The sequence below is a fragment of the Coprococcus sp. AM100_B19A genome, from assembly GCF_027662015.1.
GTDB lineage: Bacteria > Bacillota > Clostridia > Lachnospirales > Lachnospiraceae > Allocoprococcus > Allocoprococcus comes.
Window position 1 is genome coordinate 150,584 of record NZ_JAQDKN010000005.1, and the last position, 25,658, is coordinate 176,241.

Sequence of the window (25,658 nt, forward strand, 5' to 3'; positions counted from 1 at the left end):
TAAACTGAATTTGATCGTTTAGTATCATAAAGCAACATGTCAGGAGGAATATTATGGCTATATTTACAGGATCAGGAGTGGCACTTGTAACGCCGTTTCATGAGGACGAGAGTATAAATTATGACAAACTGGATGAAATGCTGGACTACCATTGTACACATGGGACCGACAGTATTATCATCTGCGGAACAACAGGTGAATCCTCTACTTTATCAGAAGAAGAGCACATGGAATGCATCAAATTTGCAATCGAGCGTGTCAAGGGAAGAATCCCGGTGATCGCAGGTACCGGTTCCAACAGTACCTACACAACGATCCAGATGTCAAAAGAGGCAGTAGAAGACGGTGCAGACGGACTGCTGCTTGTAACACCATATTATAACAAATGTACACAGGACGGACTGATCGCACATTATACCGCTGTTGCAAAAGAAGCAAAAGCACCAATCATCCTTTACAGTGTGGCGAGCCGTACCGGTGTGAATATTGCTCCGGAGACAGTTGCAGCTTTACATAAAAATATAGAGAATATTGTTGCGGTAAAAGAAGCATCAGGCAATATTTCCCAGATTTCAAAGATCATGCAGCTGACAGATGGCAAGATCGATCTGTATTCAGGCAATGATGACCAGATCGTACCGCTCCTTTCTGTTGGAGGAAAGGGTGTCATCTCAGTTCTTGCGAACGTGGCTCCGCAGTATACACATGACATCTGTGCAAAGTTCTTTGAAGGAGATGTCAAGGGAAGCTGTAAGATGCAGCTGGATGCGATTCCGCTGATCGAGAAGTTATTCTGTGAAGTGAATCCGATTCCGGTTAAAAAGGCTTTAAATCTGATGGGATGGCAGGCAGGTCCTCTGCGTATGCCTTTGACAGAGATGACAGAAGCACATACAGCACAGCTTGCAAAAGAACTGGAAGCATTTGGAATTAAACTGGCATAATAAAGGGTCAGATTATAGAGAAAAGGGACTGACTGGAGTATCCATCAGTTCCTTTTGTGCTATACAGGAATTTGTGAAAAGATACACAAGAAAATGGAGATAACAAGGAGGAATACAAAATGGTTAAGGCAATTATGCATGGATGTAACGGAAAAATGGGACAGGTGATCTCGGGACTTGTAAAGGAGGATGATGTGATCGAGATCGTGGCAGGTATTGATAAATTCACCGGAATCGAGAATCCGTACCCGGTATTTACAAGCCTTGCAGAGTGTGATGTGCAGGCAGATGTTGTGATTGATTTCTCAAACGCAGCAGCAGTTGATGAGCTTCTGGATGTATGTGTGGAGAAAACTCTTCCGGTTGTTCTTTGCACAACAGGACTTTCTGAGGAACAGCTTGCAAAGGTGAAAGAAGCAGGAGAAAAAGTTGCGGTTCTCCGTTCTGCAAACATGTCACTGGGAGTCAATCTTTTGATGAAGCTTTTAAAGGATGCAGCAAAGGTTCTTGCTCCGGCAGGCTTTGATATTGAAATTGTAGAAAAACATCATAATCAGAAAATTGATGCTCCAAGTGGAACAGCGATCGCACTTGCAGATTCGATTAATGAAGCGATGGCTGACCAGTATGTATACAATTATGACCGCAGCCATGAACGAAAAAAACGTGAGAAAAACGAAATCGGGATCGTTGCAGTACGTGGAGGTACGATCGTTGGACAGCATGACGTCATCTTTGCGGGGGCAGATGAAGTGATCGAATTCCACCACACTGCATATTCAAAAGCAATTTTTGGAAAAGGTGCAGTTGAAGCTGCCAAATTCCTGGCTGGAAAACCGGCAGGAATGTACGATATGAGTGATGTGATCGGACTGTAAGCAGAAAAAGCTTTTATACAAGAGGGAGGAAGTTATGAAAGCATTAGAGGAGAAATATCTGGAAGGGCTGTCGGAATTATTTCCATCAATCGCAGCTGCGTCCACAGAAATTATTAACTTACAGGCAATCGTGAATCTTCCAAAAGGAACGGAACATTTTCTGACGGATATTCACGGAGAATATGAAGCGTTTGCACATGTGCTGAAGAACGGATCGGGTTCGGTAAAGCGCAAGGTCGATGATGTATTTGCAAACACAATGAGCAGCCGGGACAAGCAGACACTGGCAACCTTGATCTACTATCCGCGGGAGAAGATGGAGCGGATCCGGGAAGAAGAACAGAATATGGATGACTGGTACAAGATCATGCTGTACCGTCTGATCGAGGTAGCAAAACGTTCGGCGAGCAAATATACCAGATCGAAGGTCAGAAAAGCACTCCCGAAGGATTTTGCATATGTGATCGAGGAACTGATCACAGAAAAGTCAGGAATGACAGATAAGGAATCATATTATAATTCGATCATCAGTACAATTATCCAGATCGGAAGAGCGGAGGAATTTATTGTAGCCTTGTGTGAACTGATCCAGCGTCTGGTTGTGGATCACCTGCATATTGTCGGTGATATTTACGACAGAGGTCCGGGACCGCATCTGATTATGGACAAGCTGATGGAGTATCATTCGGTGGACATCCAGTGGGGGAATCATGATATCCTGTGGATGGGAGCGGCAGCGGGGCAGAAATGCTGTATTGCGAATGTAATCCGTATCTGTGCCCGCTATGGGAATCTGGATATTCTGGAGGATGGATATGGGATCAATCTGCTTCCACTTGCAACTTTCGCATGGAAACAGTATGCAAAAGATCCCTGTGAATGCTTTTTATTAAAAGGGCAGGACAACTGCAAACCACAGGAGCTGGAACTGAATATGAAAATGCACAAGGCAATTTCTGTTATCCAGTTCAAAGTAGAAGGACAGGCAGCAGAGCTTTATCCGGAATTTGGTTTCCAGAGAAGAAACTTTCTGGATAAGATCAACTACGAGGAAGGGACTATAACGATAGGAGGAAAAATCTATCAGCTTCTGGATGATTATTTTCCGACCATAGATCCGAAGAATCCATATCAGCTTTCAGCTGAAGAAGAAGAGATCATGAACCGCCTGGTGAAAGCGTTCCAGAGCTGTGAAAAATTGCAGAGGCATATGCGTTTTCTTTTGAACAAAGGAAGTCTTTACAAGATTTATAATTCCAATCTGCTGTATCACGGCTGTGTTCCACTGAATGATGACGGATCACTCAGAAAGGTAAAGATATACGGTAAAAGCTATCAGGGAAGGACACTTTATGATGTGATGGAGTCCTATGTGAGAAAAGGATTTTTTGCGGTAGATCCGGATGAAAAGAAAAAAGGGCGTGACCTGATGTGGTATATCTGGCAGGGTGCGAATTCTCCTCTTTTCGGCAAAGATAAAATGGCGACCTTTGAGCGTTATTTCCTTGCAGAAAAGGAGCTGTGGAAAGAGAAAAAGAATGCGTATTATCTTCTTCTTGAAGATGAAAATGTGATGAACGGAATTCTGGATGAATTTGGCCTGGACAGAGAAATTTCCCATATCATCAACGGACATGTTCCGGTGAAAACGAAAAATGGAGAGAATCCGGTCAAATGTGGTGGAAAAGTGCTTGTTATTGATGGCGGATTTTCAAAAGCGTACCAGAAAGAAACCGGAATTGCAGGATACACGCTGATCTATAATTCCTATGGACTGATCCTTGCGGCGCATGATCCGTTTGAATCGACGGAGGCAGCTATTGAAAAAGAAAGAGATATCCATTCGGACAGTGTGATCGTAAAACGGACACTCGAACGCAAGACGGTAGGAGATACTGATGTTGGAAAAGTACTGAAGGAACGGATCGCGGATCTGGAGGCATTGCTGGACGCTTACAGAAGTGGTCAGATCATCGAAAAAATGTAACTGTTCAGAGCCAAGCAAAATTTCATAAAATAGGTGTAAAATGCGTAGCATTTTGGAGGTTGGCTCTGAACAGTTACGAAAAAAATTAAAAATAAGTATAAAAATCCTTTTTCTGCGGATAGTAATAGTACAAGTATTTTACAGAAAAAGGAGAATTACAACATGCAATATCTAAGAAGAATGGTTCTGGTTTTTACCTGTGTGATGCTGATGGGAGGAATTACGGCGTGTGGAAATGGTGATAACGCTGCAAATCCGGATACGAATACCGGTGGGACGAATCAGAATGGAACGGTAAATGATGTCACAAACGATATCGGAGATGGCGTTGAGGATGCAGTAGATGATGTGAAAGACGGAGTCGATGATATGACCAGAAACAGGACAGAGGACCGGAATGTAAATGATAATCATACAATAGATGGTCAGGAATAGGGAAAAGGCAAGACTTTGCGGAAAAGTCTTGCCTTTTTACAGACAAAAGGTAGTAAAATGTCCGTGGGTGTGATACAATATGACGGTATGCAAAGACGAGATCAACAGAAAAAGCGGAGGACTTCATGAAATTTCGACCATGTATAGATATTCATAACGGTGCAGTCAAGCAGATTGTGGGTGGTAGCCTGAAAGATGCGGGAAATGCAGCGGTAGAAAATTACATATCCAGACAGGATGCAGATTATTATGCGACAATGTATAAGAAAGATGGACTTACCGGAGGACACATTATTTTGCTGAATCCACCGGCATCGGAATACTATGATGCGACAAAGGCACAGGCACTGAAAGCACTACATGCCTATCCGGGCGGAATGCAGATCGGCGGAGGAATTACTGCAGAAAATGCTGCAGAGTATCTGGAGGAAGGGGCAAGTCATGTGATCGTTACATCCTATGTATTTCAGAATGGACAGGTGCGGTATGACCGGCTGGACCGGCTGAAAAAGGCAGTAGGGAAAGAGCATCTGGTACTGGATCTCAGCTGCCGGAGGCGCGAGAACAGTTATTATATTGTAACCAACAGATGGCAGACATTTACTGAGCTCAGACTGATACCGGAGGTCCTGGAAGAGCTGTCCGGATGGTGTGATGAATTTCTGGTTCACGGGGTTGATGTAGAAGGAAAAGCATCTGGTACAGAGGAAGATCTGGTCAGGATGCTTGCGGCGTGGGACGGACTTCCGATCACCTATGCCGGTGGAATTGGAAGCATGGAGGATCTGCGGGAGTTTGCACGGATCAGCGGGGAAAAGCTGGACTATACGATCGGCAGTGCACTGGATCTTTTTGGCGGTAAGATTCCGTATGCCGAGCTGACAGAACCGGTGAAATAAACTGATTGAAGAATAAAAGAAATGGTGCTACAATGGATACTGTCTATCTATAGCGGAAAAAAGCAAAACACTTCAGACAGAAGTGATAAGCAAGGAATATAAGGAGCTTAATAAAATGGGAATTATTGAAAAGATATTTGGAACGCACAGCGAACATGAATTGAAGCGAATCTACCCGATCGTGGATCATATTGATGCGCTGGAGCCGGAGATGCAGAAGCTCTCCGATGAGGAATTGAAAGAAAAGACGAAAGAATTCAAGGAGAGGCTTGCAAAAGGAGAGACATTGGACGATCTTCTTCCGGAAGCGTTTGCTGTTGTAAGAGAGGCAGCTGTCCGTGTACTTGGAATGCGCCACTACCGTGTACAGATGATCGGTGGTATCATCCTGCATCAGGGCCGTATTGCCGAGATGAAGACCGGTGAAGGTAAAACACTTGTATCTACACTGCCGGCATACTTAAATGCACTGACCGGAGAAGGGGTGCATATTGTAACAGTCAACGACTATCTGGCAAAGCGTGATGCTGAGTGGATGGGAAAGGTTCATGAATTCCTGGGACTGACTGTTGGAGTTGTTCTGAACCAGATGGATAATGATGAACGACGTGCAGCGTATAATTGCGATATCACTTATGTGACGAATAATGAACTTGGTTTCGATTACCTCCGTGATAACATGGTTATCTATAAAGAACAGCTGGTACAGCGCGGTATGAAATATGCACTTATCGATGAGGTTGACTCAGTTCTGATCGATGAAGCGAGAACACCGCTTATCATTTCCGGACAGAGCGGAAAGTCAACCAGACTTTACGAAGCATGTGATGTTCTGGCAAGACAGCTGGAGAGAGGTGAAGCAAGCGGGGAATTCTCTAAGATGAATGCCATTATGGGAGAAGAGATCGAAGAGACCGGAGACTTCATTGTCAATGAAAAAGAAAAGAATATCAACCTGACCGAAGAGGGTGTGAAGAAGGTTGAGAAGTTCTTCCATATTGAGAACCTTGCTGACCCGGAGAACCTGGAGATCCAGCACAACATCATTCTGGCACTGCGTGCACATAATCTGATGTTCCGTGACCAGGATTATGTAGTAAAAGATGATGAGGTCCTGATCGTTGATGAATTTACCGGACGTATCATGCCGGGACGCCGTTATTCTGACGGACTTCATCAGGCAATCGAAGCAAAAGAGCATGTAAAGGTCAAGAGAGAAAGCAAGACTCTGGCTACCATTACATTCCAGAATTTGTTTAATAAATATGAGAAGAAATCCGGTATGACAGGTACAGCCCTCACAGAGGAACAGGAGTTCCGTGATATTTACGGAATGGACGTTATTGAGATTCCGACGAATGTTCCGGTACAGAGAATTGACCTGGAGGATGCCGTTTACAAATCAAAGAAAGAGAAATTTAACGCAGTTATTGATGCAATCTGTGAAGCGCATGAAAAAGAACAGCCGGTTCTGGTTGGTACGATCACGATCGAAACTTCCGAGCTCCTCAGTAAGATGCTCAGTAAACGCGGCGTAAAACATAATGTACTGAATGCCAAGTTCCATGAATTGGAGGCTGAGATCGTTGCACAGGCAGGACAGCATGGGGCTGTTACGATCGCAACCAACATGGCAGGCCGTGGTACGGATATCAAGCTTGATGAAGAATCAAGAGCAGCCGGCGGACTGAAGATCATCGGTACAGAACGTCATGAGTCCCGTCGTATTGACAACCAGTTGCGTGGACGTGCCGGACGTCAGGGCGATCCGGGAGAATCCAGATTCTATATTTCTCTGGAGGATGACCTGATGCGTCTGTTCGGTTCCGAGAGACTGATGGATGTATTTACCAAGCTTGGAGTAGAAGAAGGAGAACAGATCGAGCACAAGATGCTTTCAAGTGCGATTGAGAAGGCTCAGAAGAAGATTGAGAGCAATAACTTTGGTATTCGTAAGAACCTGCTTGAATATGACCAGGTAATGAACGAACAGAGAGAGATCATCTACGATGAAAGACGCAGAGTCCTTGACGGTGAGAATATGAGAGATTCTATCTTCCATATGATCACAGACTTTGTGGAAAATACTGTCGATGCCAATCTTTCTGAGGAACAGGATTTTGAAGAATGGGATCTTGGAGCAATGAACCGTGACCTTCTGGATGTGATTCCAACGCTTCCGCCGGTTACGGAGGAGGATGCAAAGGATAAAGAGCCAAAAGAGATCAAGCATCTCCTGAAAGAACGTGCTGCAAAAGCATACGAAGAAAAAGAAGCACAGTTCCCGGAAGCAGAGCATCTGCGTGAGGTGGAGCGTGTGTTCCTTCTGCGTGTGATCGATGCAAAATGGATGGATCACATTGATGATATGGATCAGTTACGTCAGGGAATCGGTCTGCAGGCTTACGGACAGAGAGATCCTTTGGTTGAATACAAGATGATCGGATATGATATGTTCGGTGAAATGACACGTGCAATCGAAGTGGATACAGTCAGACTTCTCTTCCATGTCAATGTAGAACAGAAGGTTGAAAGAGAACAGGTTGCAAAGGTAACCGGTACCAATAAAGATGACAGCGTTGCGAAGGGACCAAAGGTACGTGCCGAGAAAAAGATATATCCAAATGATCCATGCCCGTGTGGAAGCGGCAAGAAATACAAACAGTGCTGTGGAAGAAAATAAATACGACTGTTTGGATTTTTATATAATTTTATGAGATTTGAGGTGATACAGTGGTTGAATTAGACGGATTTAAGCAGACATTAAATGCGTATGAAGAACCCCTGAAGGAAATGAGGGATTCACTTTGACCTGGCAGGCAAAGAAAAACGGATTGAAGAGCTGGAAAGAAAGATAGAAGAACCGGGGTTCTGGGACAAGACAGAGCTTTCGCAGAGGATCATGAAAGAACTCCGGAAAATGCAGGACTGTGTGAAGGAGGTCCGGGATCTGGAAAGTTCATATGAAGATATCAATGCACTGATCGAACTTACGGAAGAGGAAGAAGACCGGGAGATGATCAAAGAGATCCAGCGTGAGATCGCTAAATTTGAAAAAGAATTTGAAGATCTCAGGATCCGGACGCTTCTTTCGGGAGAATATGATTCCTGCAATGCAATCGTGACACTGCATGCAGGAGCCGGAGGAACAGACAGCTGTGACTGGGCAAATATGCTGTATCGTATGTATACAAGATATGCACAGTCAAAAGGATTTCAGATAACCGTGCTGGACTATCAGGACGGAGATATTACCGGACTGAAAGGAATCACGTTTGAAGTAACGGGAGATAATGCATATGGCTATTTTCAGTCAGAAAAGGGAGTGCACCGTCTGGTGCGTATTTCTCCGTTCAATTCAGCAGGCAAGAGGCAGACATCTTTTGCATCCTGTGATGTGATACCGGATATTGAAGATGATATTGACATTGAGCTGAATGACGACGACCTGCGGATCGATACCTACCGTTCGAGCGGAGCCGGAGGACAGCATATCAACAAGACTTCGTCTGCGGTGCGGATCACGCATCTTCCGACAGGAATCGTAGTGCAGTGCCAGAATGAACGTTCGCAGCTTTTTAATAAGGACAAAGCGATGCAGATGTTGAAAGCCAAGCTGTATCTTTTGAAAAAGCAGGAGCAGGAAGAAAAGGTATCCGGTATCCGGGGGGAAGTTCAGGATATCAATTTTGGAAGCCAGATCCGATCCTATATTTTACATCCTTACAATCTGGTCAAGGATCACCGTACCGGTGAAGAGACCGGAAATGTAAGTGCAGTTCTGGATGGGGAGCTGGATCCATTTATCAATGCTTATCTGAAACAGAGGAGTAACAATGGATAATACAAAGTACTATGTGGTAAAGAAAAAAGCAGTGCCGGAGGTGCTCATAAAGGTTGTCGAGACAAAGAGACTGCTCGCAACCAGACGTGGAATGACTATTCAGGAAGCGACAGAAGAGATCGGTATCAGCAGAAGTTCTTTCTATAAATATAAGGATGATATTTTCCCATTTCACGAAAATGAAAAAGGAAGGACTGTTACGATGGTTATTCAGCTTGATGATACACCGGGGGTTATGGCAGAGCTTTTAAACGCGGTGGCAAGGTATCAGGCGAATATCCTGACCATTCACCAGAGTATTCCGATCAACGGGGTGGCAACACTGACGCTCAGTGTGGAGGTGCTGCAGACAACGAAGAATCTGTCGGAAATGGTGGAAGAGATTGAACAGCATTCAGGTGTGCATTATTTGAAAATCGTAGGCAGGGAGTAGACAAAAAGATGAAGATTGCAGTATTGGGTTATGGTACCGTAGGTTCTGGTGTGGTAGAGGTTCTGGATGTAAATCAGAAGCTGATCGCGTCACGGGCAAAAGAAGAAATTAAAGTAAAATATGTGCTGGATCTGAGGGATTTCCCGGGAGATAAGATCCAGGAAAAGATTGTTCATGATTATGAGATTATCCTGAATGATCCGGAGATTGGAATTGTAGTAGAAGTAATGGGCGGTGTGGAACCGGCGAATACCTTTGTCAGAAAAGCGCTGGAAGCAGGAAAAAGTGTTGTGACATCCAATAAGGCGCTGGTTGCCAAACATGGATCCGCACTTCTTAAAAAAGCACGGGAAAAGAATGTGAATTTCCTTTTTGAAGCAAGTGTGGGAGGGGGGATTCCGATCCTCCGGGCACTTGGATCATCGCTGACAGGTGATGAGATCGAAGAAATTGCAGGAATCCTGAACGGAACAACCAATTACATGATGACCAGGATGTTCTACGAGGGAGCAAACTATGAAGAGGTTCTCCGGGAAGCACAGAAGAATGGATTTGCAGAGGCAGATCCGACTGCTGATGTGGAAGGACAGGATGCATGCCGGAAGATCGCGATCCTTGCATCGATCATCTCAGGAAAATATGTGGATTTTGAAGATATATATACAGAAGGTATTACAAAGATCACAACAGAAGATATGCAGTATGCAAAGGCTCTGGGAATGAATATCAAACTTCTTGCTGAATGTAAGCATGTGGATGGAACTCTTTATGCGGGAGTTGCACCGGTGCTTCTTCATGCAGAACATCCGCTTTACAGTGTGAATGGTGTATTTAATGCCGTATTTGTAAAGGGGAATATGCTGGGAGATGCGATGTTCTACGGAAGTGGGGCAGGAAAGCTTCCGACTGCAAGTGCGGTTGTGGCTGACATTGTGGCAGTTGTACAGAATCAGGGCAGAGATATCATGAATTTCTGGAGCGAAGAAAAGCTTACATTGGAAGACAGAAGCAAGACCAGCAAGAAGTTCCTGGTGCGAATCCGTGGAAATGAGGATGCGCTCAAAGAACGAATCGGCAATGATTTTGGTGAAGTAAGATTTGTAGAGGCAGGAGTCAATGGAGAATTCGGTTTTGTCACACCGGTGATGACCGAGGGAGAATATGAGGAAAAAGCAAAAGCTTATCCGGAAATTCTGCATATGATAAGAGTAGAAGAAGAAGTATAAAAATGCAGGAACTGTAGGAGGAAATTATGCTGGTAGTTAAGAAATTTGGCGGCAGTTCGGTTGCAGATAAAGAGAGGATCTTTAATGTGGCAAGACGCTGCGCAGAAGAGTATCAGATGGGGAATGATGTGATCGTTGTTCTCTCTGCAATGGGAGATACAACAGATGAACTGCTTGAGAAGGCAGCCGAGATCAATCCGTATCCATCAAAACGAGAACTTGATATGCTCCTTACCACGGGAGAGCAGGTATCTGTGGCACTGATGGCAATGGCACTTCAGTTTTTGAATGTTCCGGCAATCTCGCTGAATGCATTCCAGGTAAAGATGCATTCTACGGCGCGGAACGGAAATGCAAGATTTAAAAGAGTGGATACAGACCGTATCACCCACGAACTGGAGAACCGTAAGATCGTGATCGTAACCGGATTCCAGGGAGTCAACCATTATGGAGACTATACCACACTTGGAAGAGGTGGATCCGATACGACAGCTGTGGCACTTGCGGCTGCAATGCATGCAGACAAATGCGAGATTTATACAGACGTAGACGGTGTTTACACTGCAGACCCGAGAGTGGTACCGAATGCACGCAAAATCGAAGAGATCACCTACGATGAGATGCTGGAGCTTGCAACATCAGGGGCAAAGGTTTTACATAATCGTTCTGTAGAGATGGCGAAAAAATACGGGGTTGAGCTGGTTGTACGTTCCAGCCTGAACACAGAAGAAGGAACCCTGGTCAAGGAGGTAGCAAAGGTGGAAAAAATGTTAATTACCGGCGTTGCGGCAGATAAAAATACAGCGAGAATTTCAGTAATGGGTGTAGAAGACAAACCAGGTACTGCATTTAAGATTTTCAATACACTTGCAAAGCATAATATTAACGTAGATATTATTCTTCAGTCAGTTGGACGTGACGGAACAAAAGACATTACGTTTACTGTATCACAGGATGATCTTAAAGAGGCAATGGAAGTTCTGGAAGCCAGAAAAGAAGCCCTTACGATCAAAGAGATGAATTATAACGAAAAAGTTGCAAAGGTATCGATCGTAGGAGCCGGAATGCTCAGCAATCCGGGCGTTGCTGCGACCATGTTTGAATCACTTAGCAATTCCAATATCAATATCAATATGATTTCTACATCAGAGATCCGTATCACGGTTCTGATCGATGAAAAAGATGCAGACCGTGCACTGGTTGCAATCCATGACGGATTTGGTCTGGAAGACTAATAAAAAGAATGTGGTCGCAAATGTACCGGATGGAGCATTTGCGGAAGAAAAAAGGATTGGGAAATTTCTCAATCCTTTTTCTGACTCAGTGTACTGTTATGATATTTGCTGGAAAAGGTGACATCCTCACCAAACCAATCCGGCGGGGTAAAGGAATTTGCCTCTTCTTCGGAAGAGAATTCGACTTCGGCAAGGAGAAGTGGGGCGAGATCACCGGCGAAGACATCAAGCTCGATCGTGAGATGATCTCCGTAAGGGATGCAGTAGCGTTCTTTTGTGATAATGCGCCCGTCTGCCTTTTCGCGCAGATGGCGGTAGGCTTCCTCGGTAAGAGGAAGATTATGTTCTTCACGAATCATCAGACCTTTGGATTTGTAGGTCAGGATGTAGTCATCAGCATCCCTGCGGACACGGACAACCGGTTCGGTGCATAGATAAGCCTGCTCAAGTGTGCGGTGCGGATAAGCTTCAAGGTGATCCGGAAGCTTATGAATCAGATATTTGCGTTCTATTTCCATGGGAAAGCCCTCCTTATATATTCATTAACAGTATAGCGGAGTTTTTCGGGGGAGACAAGGCAGAAAGTTGCCATTTTTGCAGGCTTCTGTTACAATGGGGAACATCAGGAAAAAGAAAGGATGGACAAGATTATGAGTGAAGTATGTGTATTTCTTGCAGATGGATTTGAAGAAATTGAAGGTCTTACGGTCGTTGATCTTTTAAGAAGAGCCGGGATCGAGACCAGAACCGTTTCCATCATGGGACAGGAAGAGATCCAGGGGGCACACGGAATTATAGTAAAAGCAGACAGCTTGTTTGAAAATACAGATTTTTCAGAGGTGAAGATGCTGGTGCTTCCGGGGGGGATGCCGGGAACAATCCATTTAAAAGAACACAAAGGTCTTGAAAAGCTGATCTTAAAACATAATGAAGAAAAAAAATATCTGGCTGCAATCTGTGCGGCACCGACCGTATTTGGCGGAATGGGAATCCTGAAAGGAAAGAAGGCAATCTGCTATCCGGGAATGGAAGAAGGACTTACCGGAGCGGAAGTTACCTGTCAGCCGGCAGTGACAGATGGACATATCACAACCAGCCGGGGACTTGGAACCGCGATCGATTTTGCACTTGCGCTGATCAGCGAGCTGCGGGATAAAGAAAGCGCAGATACCATTTCAAAGCAGGTAGTCTATGAACGGTAGTTTCTGGAAAAAGAGAAAAGCAGGCAGTGTGTTTCTGGCAGTGTTGCTTTTGACTACACTGTTTGCCGGATGTGGGATCAATGAAGGAAAGGCGGAAAAATATGTGCAGGCGAACCTGGATCTGACTTTTCAGGGACAAACCCAGGAAGCAAAAGAAATCCTCGGAGCATCAGACAGTGATCTGAAAAAGGTCTATGAGAACGGGATCAATGCTTTTGTCCAGGACTGTCTGCTAAATGGTGTGGAGACGGAAAATGACTTTTCTGAGACATATGGTGTATTGATCAAAGAGATCTTTAGTTCTGTCCGTTATCAGGTAAGTGGTGTAAAAAAGACAGGGAGTAAGACCTGTGAGGTGACGGTAAAGTACCAGTCGGTGGATGTATTTACCCGCTTCATGCCGAAGCTGAAGGAAGAGTCCGAGAAGATCCAGGCAGACAAAGATGCAGGAAAGTACAGCGGAACAGATGAAGAAATCAAAGAGGCAATGGTGTTGGATTACATGACCGGTGCATACAGCCTTTTAAGAAGTTCTTATCTTGATATGCAGTATGGAGAGAAGCAGGAATATACCTTTACCGTGACGCAAAAAGGGCGGAATACCTGGTCGATCGGTGATGAGGAATTAAATGGCTTTATAGAACGAATTTTAGAGCTTGATAAACTGTAGAAGTTGTGCTATACTTGTAAAATGATTGTAATGTAGATAAGTCTGTCGACTTTTTGCATATGTAAATTTAGGAGGAAATGGTAATGAGTTTACAAGTTGAACAGTTAGAACACAATATGGCGAAACTCACAATCGAAGTTTCAGCAGAAGAATTAGAAGGAGCACTTCAGAAAGCATACCAGAAACAGAAAAGCAGAATTAATGTTCCTGGATTCCGTAAAGGAAAAGTTCCGCGCCAGCTCATCGAAAAGATGTACGGACCGGAAATCTTCTATGATGATGCAGCAAACGCTCTGATTCCGGAAGCATATTCAAAAGCATACGATGAAAGCGGACTTGAGATCGTATCTCAGCCGAAGATCGATGTAACACAGATCGAAAAAGGAAAACCGTTCATCTTCACAGCTGAAGTAGCTACAAAGCCGGAAGTAGAACTTGGCGAATACAAAGGAATCGAAGTTCCGAAATATTCTAACCGCGTAACACAGAAAGAAATCGACGCTAAGCTTGAGGAAGAACAGCTTAAGAACGCAAGAACAATCACAGTAGAAGGACGTCCGGTACAGGATAAAGACGAAGTTGTCCTTGATTTTGAAGGATTTGTAGACGGAGAAGCTTTTGAAGGTGGAAAAGGAGAAAACTATCCGCTGACAATCGGTTCAGGATCTTTCATTCCAGGATTTGAAGAACAGCTGATCGGTGCAGAACCAGAAAAAGAAGTTGAAGTTAAGGTTACATTCCCGGAAGATTACCATGCAGAAGACCTCAAAGGAAAAGAAGCTGTATTCAAATGCACAGTTCATGAGATCAAAGCAAAAGAACTTCCGGAGCTTGATGATGAATTTGCTTCAGAAGTATCAGAATTCGATACTCTTGATGAATTAAAAGCTGATATCAAAGCTAAGATCAAAGAGCAGAAAGTAAACGATGGCAAGAGAGCACAGGAAGATGCAGCTGTAGATGCGATCATCGAATCAGCTAAGATGGATCTTCCGGAAGCTATGGTTGATACACAGGCAAGACAGATGCTTGATGAATTCGCTCAGAGAATGCAGCAGCAGGGACTGACTCTTGACCAGTACATGCAGTTCACAGGCATGACAGCTGACAAGATGATGGATGAACTTCGTCCGCAGGCTGAGAAGAGAATCAAGACAAGACTTGTTCTTGAAGCAATTGCAAAAGCAGAAAACATCGAAATCACAGATGAAAAATTAGACGAAGAGATCGCTAAGATGGCAGAAGCTTACCAGATGGAAGCTGACAAGCTTAAGAGCTTTATGGGCGACAAAGAAAAAGAACAGATGAAGCAGGATATGGCAGTTCAGGAAGCAATTACATTTGTAGTTGACAATGCCGTAGAAAAATAAGTATCTGTTTCATACTTTAATATAGCAGGAGGAGTGTTACATGAGTAGTTTAGTACCTTATGTCGTTGAACAGACAAGCCGTGGAGAACGCTCTTACGACATTTATTCAAGACTTTTAAAAGACAGAATCATTTTCCTGGATACTGAAGTGAATGATGCATCAGCGAGCCTGATCGTAGCGCAGCTGCTGTTTTTGGAAGCAGAAGATCCAGAAAAGGATATCCAGTTTTATATTAACAGTCCTGGCGGATCGATTTCAGCGGGTATGTCGATCTACGACACTATGAATTACATCAAATGTGACGTCTCTACGATGTGTATGGGAATGGCTGCAAGTATGGGAGCCTTCCTTCTCGCAGGCGGAGCAAAGGGAAAGAGATATGCCCTTCCGAATGCAGAGATCATGATTCACCAGCCTTCAGGCGGTGCACAGGGTCAGGCAACCGAGATTGAGATCAATGCACAGCATATTCTGAAGATCAGAGAAAGAATGAACAGATTGATGGCTGCAAATACAGGTCAGAGTTATGAGACAATTTGTGCAGATACGGAAAGAGATAACTGGAAGACTGCCGAAGAAGCTTTGGCATATGGATTGATTGATAAGGTTATTACAAGCCGTTAACGGGAAAAGGGAATGTCCTTATTGGGACATTCCCTTTACGTGTAAAAAAGTGCGAGGTAAGAATATGGCAGGAAAATATGAAGAAATCGTAAGATGTTCTTTTTGCAATAAACCACAGAGTCAGGTACGCAAGATGATCGCCGGACCAAATGGGGTGTTTATCTGTGACCAGTGTGTGGATGTATGTACTGAGATCATTGAAGATGAACTTGGTTATGAAGAAGAAAATGCATATGATGATATCAATCTTCTGAAACCGGAAGAAATCAAGGCATTTCTGGATGATTATGTGATCGGACAGGACGAAGCAAAGAAAGTACTTTCTGTTGCGGTATATAATCACTATAAGCGTATTATGGCAGAAAAAGATCTGGGCGTGGAGCTTCAGAAGAGTAATATCCTGATGGTAGGACCGACAGGATGTGGTAAGACTTTTCTGGCACAGTCTCTCGCAAAAATTCTGAATGTACCGTTTGCAATTGCAGATGCAACTGCGCTTACAGAAGCGGGATATGTCGGAGAAGATGTAGAGAATATTCTTCTTAAGATCATTCAGGCAGCAGATGGTGATATTGAACGTGCAGAGCACGGAATCATTTATATCGATGAGATTGACAAAATTACAAGAAAATCTGAGAATCCGTCGATTACCCGTGATGTATCAGGAGAAGGTGTTCAGCAGGCACTTCTGAAGATCCTGGAAGGTACAATCGCAAATGTACCGCCACAGGGTGGACGTAAGCATCCGCAGCAGGAGATGATCCAGATCGATACCACCAATATTTTATTTATCTGCGGTGGAGCGTTTGAGGGAATAGATAAGATCATAGAGAACAGAATAGATAAGAAATCCATTGGATTTGAGGCACAGATCGCGCAGCGGCATGAGGAAGATATCGACCGGCTTCTGCAGCAGATCCTTCCACAGGATCTTGTGAAGTTCGGACTGATCCCGGAACTTGTAGGACGTGTGCCGGTAACTGTATCCCTGGAACTTCTGGATAAGGAAGATCTGATCCGCATTCTGACGGAACCAAAGAATGCGATTGTAAAACAGTACCAGAAGCTTCTGGAGCTGGATGATGTGGAACTGGAATTCGACAAAGAGGCGCTGGAGGCGATTGCTGAGACTTCCCTGAAGCGTAAGACAGGAGCCAGAGGACTCCGTGCGATCATGGAAAATGTAATGATGGATATCATGTATAAAGCACCGTCTGATGAGAATCTGAAATACTGTCTTGTGACAAAAGAGGCAGTACTTGGGGAGAAAGCACCGAGTACAGAAAAGATCGAAGCAAGACCGGAAAGTGCATAAGAAAATCAGACGTATGGAAATGGGTGCTGACGGTTAAGGCCAGAAGCATCCATTTTTATTTAACAGGAGAAAAAACTATATGAACAGAACAGAAAGTCTGCCAATGGTTGCCCTGCGGGGAATGACAATTCTGCCGGAGATGGTGGCACATTTTGACATCAGCCGGGAACGCTCGATTGAAGCGGTTCAGGAAGCGATGGCAAGCGACCAGAAGATTTTTTTGCTGACACAGAAAGATGTGGAAGTGGAAAATCCGGGAGAAGCAGATCTCTACCGTGTGGGAACAGTTGCGACAGTAAAACAGATCATCAAACTGCCAAAGCAGATTCTGCGGGTGCTTGTATCTGCAGAAGAGCGGGCGGTTTTAAATACAATAGAATTTGCAGATCCGTATCTTCGGGCAAATATTACGATCCCGGAAGAGAGTGATCCGGATATTGCAGGCGAGATCAACCGGGAAGCGATGATGCGGGGACTTCGGGATCTGTATCTGGATTATGCGGCGAGAATGCCGAAGATCACAAAAGATATGGTAAACCAGATCAAAGAGATCACGGAATTGAAAAAGATGGTGAATCAGGTGGCAGCGAATATGCCTCTGGATTACCGGGAATTGCAGGAAATCCTGGAAGAACTTGATTTTGACAGACGTTATGAGCTTATTTCCTTTAAGTTGGTCAATGAGATGCAGATCATGAACATCCGCGATGAGATCCAGATGAAGGTGAAAGAGCGTGTGGATAAGCATCAGAGAGAATATATCCTGCGCGAACAGTTGAAGCTGATCCGAGAAGAGCTTGGTGAGGATACTACAATTTCCGATGCGGAGGAATTTGCACAGAAGGCAGAAGCGCTGGATGCACCGGATGAGGTAAAAGAAAAGCTGAAAAAAGAGATCAGCAGATTTAAAAATTCCATGCAGAGTCCGGCAGAAGCGGGTGTGATCCGTACATATATTGAAACCATGCTGGAAATGCCATGGAATAAGCGGGCTGAGGATTTTACAGACATTGCATATGCGAAAGAGCTTCTGGAAGCAGAACATTACGGACTGGAAGAGGTTAAAGAACGTGTGCTGGAGTTTCTGGCAGTACGTGCTCTTACGAAAAAGGGTGATAGCCCGATCCTGTGTCTGGTAGGTCCTCCGGGAACTGGAAAGACATCCATTGCAAGATCACTTGCAAAAGCACTGAAAAAACCGTATGTGAGAATTTCTCTTGGCGGTGTCCGTGATGAGGCTGAAATCCGTGGACACAGAAAAACTTATGTTGGTGCAATGCCGGGACGGATCGCAAACGGTATTAAGAGCGCCGGGGTAAAGAACCCACTGCTCCTTCTGGATGAGATTGATAAAGTCAGCACAGACTATAAGGGAGATACTTTTTCTGCGCTTCTGGAGGTGTTGGACAGTGAACAGAACAATCGTTTCCGTGATCATTATCTGGAAGTCCCGGTCGATTTGTCTGAGGTGACATTTGTAACGACGGCTAACTCGCTGCAGACAATCCCCCGGCCACTTCTTGACCGTATGGAAGTAATTGAGGTCAGCAGTTATACGGAGAACGAAAAGCTGCATATTGCGACAGAACATCTGATTCCAAAGCAGTTGGAAAGACATGGACTAACAAAAGAACAGCTTACGATCAGTAAGGGCGTGATCTGGAAAATTGCGCAGAACTACACCAAGGAAGCCGGTGTGCGTCAGATGGAGCGTGAAATCGGTAATATCTGCAGGAAGGCTGCCAGAGAGATCTATGAACATGATAAAAAGAGAGTTCAGGTAACAGAGCGGAATATTGAAAAGTATCTTGGAAAAGAAAAGTACACCTATCAGATGGCAAATGCCGAGGATGAGGTGGGAATCGTCCGTGGTCTGGCATGGACCAGTGTAGGAGGAGATACCCTGCAGATTGAAGTGAATGTAATGCCAGGAAAGGGTGAGATTATTCTGACGGGACAGCTTGGCGATGTGATGAAAGAATCTGCGCAGGCAGGAATCAGTTATATCCGGTCAATCAGCAGTAAATATAAGGTTGCTGAAGATTTCTTTGAAAAACATGATATCCATATCCATATTCCGGAAGGGGCAGTTCCGAAAGATGGACCTTCAGCCGGTATTACGATGGCGACTGCGATGCTCTCTGCAATTACAGACAAGAAAGTGCGTGCCGATCTTGCCATGACGGGTGAGATTACGCTGCGGGGAAGAGTACTTCCGATCGGAGGACTGAAAGAGAAGCTCCTGGCGGCAAAGAATGCCGGAATCAGGACGGTACTTGTACCGAGGGAGAACAAAAAAGATGTGGATGAACTTTCTTCTGAGATCACAAAGGGACTGGAGATTATTCCGGTATCGCAGATGGAAGAGGTTCTGAAAATCGCACTTATGCGCACACGGAGGAAAAAAGATGGTAATTAAGAATGTAAATCTGGAAACAGTCTGTGGAATTACAAGTAAATTGCCGGATCACACTTTACCGGAGATCGCATTTGCCGGAAAATCCAATGTCGGTAAATCCTCTCTGATCAATGCACTGATGAACCGGAAGGCGCTTGCCAGAACTTCGGCAAAACCTGGAAAAACACAGACCATCAACTTTTACAATATCAACGAAGAAATGTATCTGGTGGACCTTCCGGGATACGGTTATGCAAAGGTTTCCGAGCAGGAGAAGGCACAGTGGGGAAAGCTGATCGAGCGTTATCTTCATGGCTCTAAACAGCTGCGAGCCGTCTTCCTTCTGATCGATATCCGTCATGATCCATCTGCGAATGATAAGATGATGTATGACTGGATCGTGGATCAGGGATTCAATCCGATCATTATCGCGACAAAGCTTGATAAGCTGAAGAGAAGTCAGGTACAGAAGCAGGTAAAGGCAATTAAGACCGGACTGAAGCTGCTTCCGGGAACTGTTGTGATTCCTTTCTCAGCAGAGACAAAGCAGGGACGGGATGAGATCTGGAATCTTGTAGACACAGAATTCCTGGGAAAAGGAACAGAGGAATAACCTTGAAAAATCCATTGCATTATCAGTTTTCGGATTATGATTGTGGATCGACGTCCATGCAGAATGCGAGCAGCTTCCTCAATGCATCCAAACAAGATGTATGGCGATTCGGGCGCTGATATCTCAAGTGGGTTGCATCAACTAAGATACGGGGAGAAAAAGTTCACCCCCACAAATTCCACTTTGGGCGGGATTTGTGGGGGTTGCTTTTTCTAGTTGGTTGGCAAGAAAAGCAAGTGGGATACCAATTTTTAGAATGTGGATATCATTTTAGATTTCTTGCCAGATTATATAAATTTTTGATTACATCAGTTTTCTAAACAGATCTTTCAGATCTTCTACGGATGCGTCTTTTGGATTTCCAGGTGCGCAGGCATCGGCGTGGGCGGATTCTGCGAGGAACTGGAGATCTTCTTCTTTGAGGGATTCGAGTTTGGATGGGATTCCTACGTCTTCAGAGAGTTTGCGGACTGCATCTACAGCCGCTTTTCTGTATTCTTCCTGAGACATATTATCTACGCCTTCAACTCCCATTGCGCGGGCGATTTCACGGTATTTTTCTCCTGTGCAGTCTGCGTTGTATTCCATTACGATCGGAAGCATCATTGCGCATGCAACACCGTGTGGTGTGTCATAGACTGCTCCAAGGGTATGAGCCATTGAGTGAGCGATTCCAAGACCTACGTTTGAGAAGCCCATTCCGGCGATGTACTGTCCAAGAGCCATTCCTTCTCTTCCTTCTTTAGTGTTTTCAACAGCACCGCGGAGAGATTTGGAGATAATCTCGATTGCTTTTAAGTGGAACATATCTGTCATTTCCCATGCGGCTTTTGTGGTGTAGCCTTCGATCGCATGAGTTAATGCATCCATACCGGTTGAAGCGGTCAGTCCTTTTGGCATAGAGGACATCATTTCTGGGTCTACAATAGCGATGATCGGCATATCATGTGGGTCTACACAGACGAATTTACGTTTCTTTTCTACATCTGTTACTACATAGTTGATCGTAACTTCTGCAGCAGTACCGGCTGTTGTCGGAACGGCAATGATCGGAACGCAAGGTTTCTTTGTCGGAGCTACACCTTCCAGGCTTCTTACATCTTCAAATTCTGGGTTTGCGATGATGATACCGATTGCTTTGGAAGTATCCATAGAAGATCCGCCGCCGATTGCGATAATGTAATCAGCACCTGAATTTTTGAAAGCCTGAACACCGTGCTGTACGTTCTCGATAGTCGGGTTTGCTTTGATATCAGAGTAGATTTCGTAAGCAAGTCCTTCTTTGTCTAAGATATCTGTTACTTTGGAAGTAACATTGAATTTGATCAGATCCGGGTCAGAACATACAAGAGCTTTTTTGAAACCGTGAGCTTTTGCTTCTGTTGCAGTCTCTGCGATTGCACCTGCTCCATGATAAGATGTCTGATTTAACATAATTCTGTTTGCCATGATACATATCTCCTTTTCGTTTATGATAAAATCACTTGTTTCTGATACTATTTTAACAATAAGAAGGTGGTAAAAAAAGTTACAGAATATGAAAAGTGTAACATTTATACAAAAAATTAAGACAAAATATGCAAATCAGTGAAGAGTTGCACAAGTTTTTCCGGCATGCCAAGTACCAGTTGTTTTGCAAGCTGCGCAGGCGGAAATTTCATTCCGCCAAGCAGCCATTTGACAGTCATGTAAATCGAGCCACGGCAGTACATCTCTAAAAGAAATGAAGTTTCTGCATCCGGGCGTCTTCCGGTTTTCTGGAAAATAAGGTTTGAATAGAATTCCAGAATCAGTTCAAAATCATGTTCTTTTAAAGAATTCTGATCGTCAGAGCGGAATGCTGCAGCGAAAAACAGGTGCTCTTCCTTTAAATATTCAAATTTTTTGACCAGTCCGTCATAAACAGTGGTACCTTCGCCCATATGTTCAAATGATTTAAGAAGAAGTTTGTCAAAATACCAGTTGATCAGATCATATTTATCAAGAAAATTGCGGTAAAAGGTCTGGCGTGTGACGCCGCAGACTTCCACAATCTGGCGGATGGTGATATCATCGACAGAAGTGGTCTTCATGCAGGTTTTCATTGCTTCGGCGAGCCGGTATTTGGTAGATTCGGATTTGGCCATGTTCAATTCTCCTTAATCGTAAGCATGTTTTTTCTATATAAATAGTACGGTATGATCAAAGCTGTGGTAGTGATCCAGGAAATCGGATAACTAAGCATTACACAGGTTGTGGTATGGTGTGCCGGTAAGACAAACATAATCCACGGAATACGGATCAGACATACGCCGCCAAGTGTGATCAGTGTCGGCAGCAGGACATCGCCGGTTCCGCGAAGTGCACCGGAGAGAACTTCAATAAATACATAAATAGTGTAGCACGGTGCCATAAAACGCAGCATATCAATACCGATATTGATTACATTTTGATCTGTCGTAAAAATTGAGAACAGTGGGCGGCAGAAGATGGCTAAAAACAGTACGATCCCTCCGCACACAGCCACTGCCATGGCAAGGCAGATACGTACACTTTTGAAAATACGGTCTTTTTTTCCTGCTCCGTAATTCTGACCGGCAAAGGTTGTGATCGCAATTCCGAATGCTCCGTTGACTGTCCAGAAAAGCGCATCCAGTTTACCAAAAGAAGCCCATGCAGCGGCAGTATCGGTTCCGAAACCATTGATCGCTGCCTGAATAATGATATTGGTAATACTGTACATAAATGCCTGCAGTGCACTTGGAATACCGATGCGGAATTCCATACGCAGCTTCAAAAGGTCTATGTGCAGTTTGCTCAGATAAAGCTTGCAGTCATCATATTTTTTCATCAGTGCATTGGTAACAAGGATTGCACTTACTGCCTGTGAAATAATGGTCGCGATAGCGGCTCCGACAATTCCCATATCAAATACGATTACCAGTACCAGATCGAGGATGATGTTTAGAAAACAACAGACGATCAGGTAATATAGTGGTCTGCGAGAATCACCGATGGAGCGCATGATGGCTGAGCCTATATTAAAGATCAAGGTACCGGAAATACCTAAAAAGTAAATCCGCAGATAAAGAATAGAATCTGCAAGTGTATCTGCAGGCGTATCGATGAGCTTCAAAAGAAATGGTGTTAAGGCCCATCCGAGTATTGTAAATACAATACTGAGAATAACGGAAAAAGCATAGGCGGTATGCAGACTCTTTTGCAGATTCCGCTCATCCTTTGCACCATAAAACTGGGAAACAATTACAGATGCACCGCTTGCAAGTCCCGTAAAACATCCGATGATCAGATTGGAAAGAACGGCAGAAGATCCCCCGACTGCGGCAAGTGCGCCCTTTCCGACAAAACGACCGACGATGACAGCATCTACGGTGTTATAAAGCTGTTGAAACAAAGTTCCAACTACAATAGGAAAGAAAAAAATCAATAATTGCTTCCAGATAACTCCTTCGGTAATCTGATTGGTTTTTGTACTTTCGTTTGACATGTTAATAACCTCCAATGAAAAAACTAAAAAAACATACCTAAACGAAGTATAACATGAAGTCGGAAGAAAAGATATCAGATGAAGAGAAGTTTCATAGAAATAAAACCAACTTTGACTAACACCGTATGAAATGGTACAATTGAAACACTACGAGAAAAAAGGAGTACAAAGGAATTATGGAAAAAACAGTTGAAGCAGTAATCTGCGGACATGAAATTACATCAGCAGAGGTAGATGCATTTATCGCAAGCCTTCCGAGAGAACAGCAGGTATACGCATCCCATCCGGATTTCCGCAAACAGTGTGTCGATCAGCTGATCGCAGTTTATGCACTTGCAAAATATGGTGAAGAAGAAAAATTAGACGAGACAGAAAAGTTCAAAGCAATTCTGGAAAATGCAAGAAAAGATATCCTTGCACAAATGGCGATCGGCAAGATTTTTGAGAAAATCACAATTTCAGATGAAGAGATCAGAGAATATTTTGAAGCAAACAAAGCAAGATTTGCAAAAGGAGCATCTGTTCATGCAAAACATATTCTGGTTGATTCCGAAGAAAAATGTAACGAACTTCTTGAATCCATCGTAAGTGGAGGAAAAGCATTTGAGGATGTTGCAAAAGAATCTTCTACCTGCCCGTCAGGAGCAAACGGTGGAGACCTTGGCGAATTTGGAAAAGGACAGATGGTCAAAGAATTCGAGGATGCCGCATTTGCAGCAGAGATCGGACACGTGGTTGGACCGGTCAAGACACAGTTCGGATACCATCTGATCAAAGTGGAAGATAAGAAAGAAGCCGAAGATGCGAAGCTTGATGATGTAAAAGAGCAGATTAAGAGTGAGATCATGCAGAAAAAGCAGCAGAAGGCTTATACCGCGAAGGTGGAAGAACTGAAGAAGAAATATATGGCATAGTATTTGCCAGGATTTCATTCGATTGATAAAAAACAGCAGGACAGATTAATTTTTATCGGATCTGCACCCATTGCGCAGGCAATCCTTCTATCTGGAATCACTTGTGCTGCCAACTCTCATTTATGAAATATTTGTGAAAACTCCCCCGCAGATTTGACGAAACACGAAAAAAGTTGTAGTATATATGACGGAATTGTTACAGAAGTGTTAAGAAACGGAGGTACGAATGCAGATTCGCAGTGCAGCAAAATGGATCGCAGCGGCAGCAGGGATACTGGTTGGCGCCGTTATCGTAGGATTTACATTAAAAGATACTACATATATAGAAGCAAAATTAGAACAGATCAAAGGAGCAAGACAGTCTGTTACAGCAGTGGAGAAAACGACAGCAAAGACGCAGAAGATAAAAAATGCGGAAATGGTGAAAAAGACACCCCTTCCGGAGAGTAGCAGTATTTCTGATTTTGCATTTACAGGACAGATGCCGGAGCTTCCTACCGGATGTGAGATCACATCTCTTACAATGGCTTTGAATTATTATGGATATTCTGCAGATAAGATGGCAATGGCACTCAAATATTTACCGACAGTTGGATGGACCAACACTTATTACGGAGACAATGAAACTTTATATGGAAATGATATTTACAATTATTTTATAGGAAATCCACAGTCAGAGACGGATGGATTAAGCTGCGGAGCGGGAGCAATCGTGACGGCAGCAGATGGCTATCTTGCAGATAATGGAAATGCAATGAAAGCAGAGGACGAGACAGGATCAGAGCCGGAACAGCTGTATCGTTTTGTAAGTGAAGGAACCCCCGTGGTTGTATGGGGAACAATTGGTATGGAAGAACGTCAGATAATGGAAAGCTGGAATACGGAAGATGGAAGAGAAGCCAGCTGGGCGATGAACGATCATTGTGTTGTACTGATCGGATACAGTGCAGACAGTGTGACTGTTGCAGACCCGATCGAAGGGATTGTGAGCTATGACAGAGCACAGTTTGAATCGGCTTTTCGTTCCAGAGGTAATCAGTGTGTGATTTTGAAGAATGTACAATAGAGAAGTGAGAGGTACTTTGCAGATAAAAACAGTCTGTGAAGTATCTCTTCTTTTATATATATGTGATGAGCTGAGTGCAGAGTTTCGTCTACTTAAGGAAAGAAGATCAGGATTGTA

23 protein-coding genes are annotated in these 25,658 nt (G+C 44.0%); 19 read left to right on the forward strand and 4 right to left on the reverse strand.

Annotated elements, in window-relative coordinates; all coding sequences use genetic code 11:
- Positions 1-53: 53 nt before the first annotated feature.
- From dapA to PGQ33_RS06920, 10 genes are all read left to right on the forward strand, one after another.
- The gene (dapA, locus tag PGQ33_RS06875; RefSeq protein WP_008374488.1) at positions 54-944 is read left to right on the forward strand and encodes a 4-hydroxy-tetrahydrodipicolinate synthase; all 891 of its coding nucleotides are present in this window, start codon (positions 54-56) and stop codon (positions 942-944) included.
- A gap of 119 nt (positions 945-1,063) precedes the next feature.
- The gene (dapB, locus tag PGQ33_RS06880; protein WP_117835640.1) at positions 1,064-1,822 is read left to right on the forward strand and encodes a 4-hydroxy-tetrahydrodipicolinate reductase; all 759 of its coding nucleotides are present in this window, start codon (positions 1,064-1,066) and stop codon (positions 1,820-1,822) included.
- Between the two features lie 34 nt (positions 1,823-1,856).
- Complete coding sequence (locus tag PGQ33_RS06885) at positions 1,857-3,809, forward strand: fructose-1,6-bisphosphatase (protein WP_117824291.1); 1,953 nt, start codon at positions 1,857-1,859, stop codon at positions 3,807-3,809.
- A gap of 162 nt (positions 3,810-3,971) precedes the next feature.
- Entirely contained in the window at positions 3,972-4,244 is a 273-nt protein-coding gene (locus PGQ33_RS06890) for a hypothetical protein (protein ID WP_117556957.1), read from the forward strand.
- A gap of 125 nt (positions 4,245-4,369) precedes the next feature.
- The gene (hisA, locus tag PGQ33_RS06895) at positions 4,370-5,143 is read left to right on the forward strand and encodes a phosphoribosylformimino-5-aminoimidazole carboxamide ribotide isomerase (RefSeq protein WP_117824292.1); all 774 of its coding nucleotides are present in this window, start codon (positions 4,370-4,372) and stop codon (positions 5,141-5,143) included.
- Between the two features lie 115 nt (positions 5,144-5,258).
- Positions 5,259-7,826, forward strand: coding sequence for a preprotein translocase subunit SecA (gene secA / locus PGQ33_RS06900; protein ID WP_022220283.1), 2,568 nt, complete (start codon positions 5,259-5,261; stop codon positions 7,824-7,826).
- A 50-nt stretch (positions 7,827-7,876) separates the two neighbouring features.
- Positions 7,877-8,987 (forward strand): peptide chain release factor 2 gene (gene prfB, locus PGQ33_RS06905; RefSeq protein WP_117556961.1). Its coding sequence is split into 2 segments (ribosomal slippage): positions 7,877-7,951 and positions 7,953-8,987, totalling 1,110 coding nucleotides; the frame shifts between segments, so codons are not numbered across the junction.
- Positions 8,980-9,420, forward strand: a complete 441-nt coding sequence (locus PGQ33_RS06910; protein WP_008374505.1) for an ACT domain-containing protein — start codon at positions 8,980-8,982, stop codon at positions 9,418-9,420. The genes prfB and PGQ33_RS06910 overlap by 8 nt, the downstream gene beginning before the upstream one ends.
- An 8-nt stretch (positions 9,421-9,428) precedes the next feature.
- Complete coding sequence (locus PGQ33_RS06915) at positions 9,429-10,646, forward strand: homoserine dehydrogenase (protein ID WP_270205510.1); 1,218 nt, start codon at positions 9,429-9,431, stop codon at positions 10,644-10,646.
- Positions 10,647-10,672: 26 nt separating this feature from the next.
- Positions 10,673-11,881, forward strand: a complete 1,209-nt coding sequence (locus PGQ33_RS06920) for an aspartate kinase (protein WP_117824294.1) — start codon at positions 10,673-10,675, stop codon at positions 11,879-11,881.
- A gap of 68 nt (positions 11,882-11,949) precedes the next feature.
- On the opposite strand, the gene PGQ33_RS06925 is transcribed toward PGQ33_RS06920, so the two are convergent.
- On the reverse strand, positions 11,950-12,399 hold the full coding sequence (locus tag PGQ33_RS06925; RefSeq protein ID WP_270205511.1) for a CYTH domain-containing protein: 450 nt from the start codon (positions 12,397-12,399) through the stop codon (positions 11,950-11,952).
- A gap of 132 nt (positions 12,400-12,531) precedes the next feature.
- On the opposite strand from PGQ33_RS06925, the gene PGQ33_RS06930 reads away from it, so the two are divergent.
- The 7 genes from PGQ33_RS06930 to yihA all read left to right on the forward strand — a co-directional run bounded on the left by PGQ33_RS06930 (position 12,532) and on the right by yihA (position 20,074).
- Positions 12,532-13,083: a DJ-1 family glyoxalase III gene (locus PGQ33_RS06930; protein WP_117557029.1), complete on the forward strand. Its 552-nt coding sequence runs from the start codon at positions 12,532-12,534 to the stop codon at positions 13,081-13,083.
- The gene (locus tag PGQ33_RS06935; protein ID WP_270205512.1) at positions 13,073-13,753 is read left to right on the forward strand and encodes a hypothetical protein; all 681 of its coding nucleotides are present in this window, start codon (positions 13,073-13,075) and stop codon (positions 13,751-13,753) included. Before PGQ33_RS06930 ends, PGQ33_RS06935 begins: the two co-directional genes overlap by 11 nt.
- Positions 13,754-13,836: 83 nt before the next feature.
- On the forward strand, positions 13,837-15,123 hold the full coding sequence (gene tig, locus PGQ33_RS06940) for a trigger factor (protein ID WP_055246719.1): 1,287 nt from the start codon (positions 13,837-13,839) through the stop codon (positions 15,121-15,123).
- Positions 15,124-15,163: 40 nt separating this feature from the next.
- Positions 15,164-15,748, forward strand: coding sequence for an ATP-dependent Clp endopeptidase proteolytic subunit ClpP (gene clpP, locus PGQ33_RS06945; RefSeq protein WP_008374523.1), 585 nt, complete (start codon positions 15,164-15,166; stop codon positions 15,746-15,748).
- A 64-nt stretch (positions 15,749-15,812) separates the two neighbouring features.
- Positions 15,813-17,063, forward strand: coding sequence for an ATP-dependent Clp protease ATP-binding subunit ClpX (clpX, locus tag PGQ33_RS06950; protein WP_008374524.1), 1,251 nt, complete (start codon positions 15,813-15,815; stop codon positions 17,061-17,063).
- 79 nt (positions 17,064-17,142) lie between these two features.
- Positions 17,143-19,482 carry an endopeptidase La gene (lon, locus tag PGQ33_RS06955; RefSeq protein ID WP_173824702.1) on the forward strand — a complete coding sequence of 780 codons (2,340 nt, stop codon included), beginning with the start codon at positions 17,143-17,145 and terminating at the stop codon, positions 19,480-19,482.
- Complete coding sequence (gene yihA / locus PGQ33_RS06960) at positions 19,472-20,074, forward strand: ribosome biogenesis GTP-binding protein YihA/YsxC (RefSeq protein WP_008374529.1); 603 nt, start codon at positions 19,472-19,474, stop codon at positions 20,072-20,074. The genes lon and yihA overlap by 11 nt, the downstream gene beginning before the upstream one ends.
- A gap of 303 nt (positions 20,075-20,377) precedes the next feature.
- Here yihA and fucO read toward each other — a convergent pair whose 3' ends face one another.
- The 3 genes from fucO to PGQ33_RS06975 all read right to left on the reverse strand — a co-directional run bounded on the left by fucO (position 20,378) and on the right by PGQ33_RS06975 (position 23,561).
- Positions 20,378-21,523, reverse strand: a complete 1,146-nt coding sequence (fucO, locus tag PGQ33_RS06965; protein WP_270205513.1) for a lactaldehyde reductase — start codon at positions 21,521-21,523, stop codon at positions 20,378-20,380.
- 116 nt (positions 21,524-21,639) lie between these two features.
- Complete coding sequence (locus PGQ33_RS06970) at positions 21,640-22,200, reverse strand: TetR/AcrR family transcriptional regulator C-terminal domain-containing protein (RefSeq protein ID WP_008374533.1); 561 nt, start codon at positions 22,198-22,200, stop codon at positions 21,640-21,642.
- A 2-nt stretch (positions 22,201-22,202) separates the two neighbouring features.
- Positions 22,203-23,561 carry an MATE family efflux transporter gene (locus tag PGQ33_RS06975; RefSeq protein ID WP_270205514.1) on the reverse strand — a complete coding sequence of 453 codons (1,359 nt, stop codon included), beginning with the start codon at positions 23,559-23,561 and terminating at the stop codon, positions 22,203-22,205.
- Between the two features lie 176 nt (positions 23,562-23,737).
- On the opposite strand from PGQ33_RS06975, the gene PGQ33_RS06980 reads away from it, so the two are divergent.
- On the forward strand, positions 23,738-24,475 hold the full coding sequence (locus PGQ33_RS06980) for a peptidylprolyl isomerase (protein ID WP_270205515.1): 738 nt from the start codon (positions 23,738-23,740) through the stop codon (positions 24,473-24,475).
- A gap of 226 nt (positions 24,476-24,701) precedes the next feature.
- Positions 24,702-25,541 carry a C39 family peptidase gene (locus PGQ33_RS06985; RefSeq protein ID WP_118198570.1) on the forward strand — a complete coding sequence of 280 codons (840 nt, stop codon included), beginning with the start codon at positions 24,702-24,704 and terminating at the stop codon, positions 25,539-25,541.
- Positions 25,542-25,658: the final 117 nt, after the last annotated feature.